3 protein-coding genes and 1 riboswitch are annotated in these 4,463 nt (G+C 71.3%); of the genes, 2 read left to right on the top strand and 1 reads right to left on the bottom strand.

Translation table 11 applies throughout. The annotated features are described in order from the left end of the window. Positions 1 to 419: 419 nt before the first annotated feature. Positions 420 to 562, top strand: a riboswitch (cobalamin riboswitch). Positions 563 to 695: 133 nt separating this feature from the next. Further along, positions 696 to 3,107 carry a ribonucleoside-diphosphate reductase subunit alpha gene (locus tag IH13_RS0110180; protein ID WP_031083067.1) on the top strand — a complete coding sequence of 804 codons (2,412 nt, stop codon included), beginning with the start codon at positions 696 to 698 and terminating at the stop codon, positions 3,105 to 3,107. Then, on the top strand, positions 3,107 to 4,141 hold the full coding sequence (locus tag IH13_RS0110175; RefSeq protein WP_031083065.1) for a ribonucleotide-diphosphate reductase subunit beta: 1,035 nt from the start codon (positions 3,107 to 3,109) through the stop codon (positions 4,139 to 4,141). Before IH13_RS0110180 ends, IH13_RS0110175 begins: the two co-directional genes overlap by 1 nt. Positions 4,142 to 4,228: 87 nt before the next feature. On the opposite strand, the gene IH13_RS0110170 is transcribed toward IH13_RS0110175, so the two are convergent. Continuing rightward, positions 4,229 to 4,463: D-Ala-D-Ala carboxypeptidase family metallohydrolase (locus IH13_RS0110170; protein ID WP_234433263.1), on the bottom strand; the 235-nt coding region annotated here is incomplete at its 5' end.

Here is a 4,463-nt window from a genome sequence, read left to right as displayed (position 1 = left end):
CGCCGGCCACGGTGGGCGCCCCCGGCGGCGGCCACTGACCCACCCCTCGGTGCCGCCGGGCCCGGCCCCGGCGGCACCCCGCACGCCCCGCCCCGCGCCACCCCGGAACCATCCGGTGCGCCACCCGGCACCCTCCGGCACACCGCCCGCCGTGGACATGGCGACCGGACCGGTGCGCCTCTCCCCGTACGACGCCCTGGGCCACCTCACGGCCCGGGCCTACGGACGGCCTCGCGGGGCTCGTCCGGTCCACGCGGACGGCCGTGCTCGCCGCCACCGCATCCACCGCCGACTGGGCCTCCACAGGCCCCCGGAGCGGGACGGGGCGCCCGTTCCGGCCGTTCCGCTGCTCACCTTCCGCCTGGATCTCTGACCTGGCGCCCTTCGCGTGCGACACAACATGTGGGGGCCTCCGCATCGGACGGCCCCCACATGTATGCTCGTGCTCGCTGTCGCCGCAGGGGAATCCGGTGCGAATCCGGAACTGTCCCGCAACGGTGTGATCGGTGCACATCTGTGCTACCCGCAAGTCCGATGACCTGCCGACAGTGCGTCCGGATCGACCGACCCGGGCGCCAGACGTCCGGGCCTCGCGGATAGGCCGGTGGACGCCGTACGCGGTGCCGCCCGCCCAGGGCCGTCACCGCCCGGCTCCCCTTCCTGCCGCCGGCCCCGGCCGAGCGAGGGAAAGCCCAGTGACCATCGCGCCCGCCGATCCGGTTTCAGCCACCGAATCCGCTGTGTCCGCCACGTCCGGGGAAGCCACGACCGACGGACCCGGGACCGCCCTGCTGCGGACCCTGACCGACCTCACCGTCGATCTGCCCGACACCGACCCCGGACGGGTCGCCGCCGCCGCGCTGCGCGGGCGCAACGCCCGCTCCGACGAGGCGGAGCTGCGTTCGCTGGCCACCGAGGCCGCCGCGGGCCTGATCTCCGAGGACCCCGCGTACTCCCGGCTCGCCGCCCGGCTGCTGACCCTGACGATCGCCGAGGAGGCCGCCGGCCAGGGCGCCACGTCCTTCTCCGCCTCGGTCGCCGTGGGGCACCGCGAGGGCCTGATCGCCGACCGCACCGCCGCCTTCGTCGCGCTGCACGCCGAGGCGCTGGACGCGCTCGTCGAGCGGACGCTGGCCGAGGGGGCGGACGACCGCTTCGGCTACTTCGGCCTGCGCACCCTCCAGAGCCGCTACCTGCTGCGCCACCCGCACACCCGCCAGGTCGTCGAGACCCCGCAGCACTTCATGCTGCGCGTCGCGTCCGGCCTCGCCGAGGACGACTCGGTACGGGCGCTGGACGAGGTCGCCGCGCTGTACGGGCTGATGAGCCGGCTGGACTACCTGCCCTCCTCCCCCACCCTCTTCAACTCCGGTACCCGGCACCCGCAGATGTCCTCCTGCTACCTGCTGGACTCGCCGAAGGACGAGCTGGACTCGATCTACGACCGCTACCACCAGGTGGCGCGGCTCTCCAAGCACGCGGGCGGCATCGGTCTGTCGTACTCCCGCATCCGGGCCCGGGGTTCGCTGATCCGCGGCACCAACGGGCACTCCAACGGCATCGTGCCGTTCCTGAAGACGCTGGACGCCTCGGTCGCCGCGGTCAACCAGGGCGGCCGGCGCAAGGGCGCCGCAGCGGTCTACCTGGAGACCTGGCACGCGGACATCGAGGAGTTCCTGGAGCTCCGCGACAACACGGGCGAGGACCAGCGGCGCACGCACAACCTCAACCTCGCGCACTGGATCCCGGACGAGTTCATGCGCCGGGTCGACGCGGACACCGAGTGGTCGCTGTTCTCCCCCTCCGACGTCCCCGAGCTGACCGACCTGTGGGGCGAGGAGTTCGACGCGGCCTACCGGGCGGCCGAGGCCGGGGGCCTGGCCCGCAAGACGATGCCGGCCCGTGAGCTGTACGGCCGGATGATGCGGACCCTCGCCCAGACCGGCCAGGGCTGGATGACGTTCAAGGACGCCTCCAACCGGACCGCGAACCAGACCGCCGAGCCGGGCAGGGTCGTGCACTCCTCGAACCTGTGCACGGAGATCCTGGAGGTCACGGACGACGGTGAGACGGCGGTCTGCAACCTGGGCTCGGTCAACCTGGGCGCCTTCGTCTCCGGCGGGTCGGTCGACTGGGAGCGGCTGGACGCCACCGTCCGTACCGCGGTGACCTTCCTCGACCGCGTGGTGGACATCAACTTCTACCCGACCGAGCAGGCCGGCCGCTCCAACGCCCGCTGGCGTCCGGTGGGCCTGGGCGCGATGGGCCTCCAGGACGTCTTCTTCCAGCTGCGGCTGCCGTTCGACTCCCCCGAGGCCCGCGCGCTGTCCACCCGGATCTCCGAGCGGATCATGCTCGCCGCCTACGAGGCCTCCTGCGACCTCGCGGAGCGGTCCGGCCCCCTGCCCGCCTGGTCCGAGACCCGCGCCGCCCGCGGTGTGCTGCACCCGGACCACTACGCCACCGAGCTGAACTGGCCGGAGCGGTGGGACGCCCTGCGGGCCCGTGTCGCGAAGACCGGGATGCGCAACTCGCTGCTGCTCGCCATCGCCCCGACCGCGACGATCGCCTCGATCGCCGGGGTGTACGAGTGCATCGAGCCGCAGGTCTCCAACCTCTTCAAGCGCGAGACCCTCAGCGGTGAGTTCCTCCAGGTCAACGGCTACCTGGTCGAGGAGCTGAAGAAGCTCGGCGTCTGGGACGCCCGGACCCGGGAGGCACTGCGGGACGCCAGTGGCTCCGTGCAGGGCTTCGGCTGGATCCCCGAGGACGTGCGCGCGCTGTACCGCACGGCGTGGGAGATCCCGCAGCGCGGCCTGATCGACATGGCCGCGGCCCGTACGCCGTTCCTGGACCAGAGCCAGTCGCTGAACCTGTTCCTGGAGACGCCGACGATCGGCAAGCTCTCCTCGATGTACGCGTACGCCTGGAAGCAAGGGCTGAAGACGACGTACTACCTGCGTTCGCGCCCGGCCACCCGGATCGCCCGCGCGGCCTCCGGCCGCACCGCGACCGCCGCCCTTCCCGCCCAGCAGGCGCAGGCTCCCGACGCGGAGGCCCTCGCCTGCTCCCTCGAAAACCCCGAGTCCTGCGAGGCCTGCCAGTAATGAGCTCCACCGAGAAGACCACCGGAAAGACCGAGAAGAACCTGCTCGACCCGGGCTTCGAACTGACCCTGCGCCCCATGCGCTACCCGGACTTCTACGAGCGCTACCGGGACGCGATCAAGAACACCTGGACCGTGGAGGAGGTCGACCTCCACTCCGACGTCGCCGACCTCGCCAAGCTCTCGCCCGGCGAGCAGCACATGATCGGCCGGCTCGTCGCGTTCTTCGCGACGGGTGACTCGATCGTCTCCAACAACCTGGTGCTGACGCTCTACAAGCACATCAACTCCCCGGAGGCGCGGCTGTACCTGTCGCGTCAGCTCTTCGAGGAGGCCGTGCACGTCCAGTTCTACCTGACGCTGCTGGACACCTATCTGCCCGACCCGGAGGACCGCGCGGCGGCCTTCGACGCGGTCGAGGAGATCCCGTCCATCCGTGAGAAGGCGCAGTTCTGCTTCAAGTGGATGGACTCGGTCGAGGAGATCGACCGGCTGGAGACCCGGGCCGACCGGCGCCGCTTCCTGCTGAACCTGATCTGCTTCGCGGCGTGCATCGAGGGGCTGTTCTTCTACGGCGCCTTCGCCTACGTCTACTGGTTCCGCTCGCGCGGTCTGCTGCACGGCCTCGCCACGGGAACCAACTGGGTCTTCCGTGACGAGACGATGCACATGAACTTCGCCTTCGAGGTCGTGGACACCGTCCGCAAGGAGGAGCCCGAGCTCTTCGACGACGCCCTTGAGCAGCAGGTCACCGACATGCTGCGGGAGGCCGTCGAGGCGGAGCTGCAGTTCGGCCGGGACCTGTGCGGTGAGGGGCTGCCGGGGATGAACACCGAGTCGATGCGCCAGTACCTGGAGTGCGTCGCCGACCAGCGGCTCACCCGGCTCGGCTTCCCGGCGCTCTACGGCTCCGAGAACCCGTTCTCGTTCATGGAGTTGCAGGGCGTCCAGGAGCTCACGAACTTCTTCGAGCGCCGGCCGTCCGCCTACCAGGTCGCCGTGGAGGGTTCCGTCGGCTTCGACGACGACTTCTAGCCCCTTCCCGGCCCTCGTCCGGGACCGGCGTACGGACGCCGCGTGGCCGTGACCGGCCGCGCGGCGTCCGCCGTCGCGCCGACGGGCTCAGATGCCGCAGCCGGAGGCCGACCAGAAGTGGCTCGGTCCCTGGTTGACGTGGATGTGGTCGCCGTGGCCGGGGTAGCCCGGGCCGAGGATGCCGTTGAAGCCGTGGTTGCGGGCCTGCTTGGCGATGGTGCACAGGGAGTGCGGTCCGGCCCCCAGGTCGACGGCGTCGCCGTACATGTGGCGGCTGTCGGACGCCCCGCCGACCGCGGAGTTGCAGGAGGCGGACCGGAAG

The sequence above is a fragment of the Streptomyces sp. NRRL WC-3549 genome, from assembly GCF_000721935.1.
Taxonomy (GTDB): Bacteria; Actinomycetota; Actinomycetes; order Streptomycetales; family Streptomycetaceae; genus Streptomyces.
The sequence above is the reverse complement of the archived record's forward strand: the minus strand, read 5'-3'. Positions and strand labels throughout refer to the sequence as shown.

Bases quoted from the DNA above. Each gene is read 5' to 3' on its own strand.
- IH13_RS0110175 (WP_031083065.1), top strand. From the start codon at position 3,107: ATGAGCTCCACCGAGAAGACCACCGGAAAGACCGAGAAGAACCTGCTC.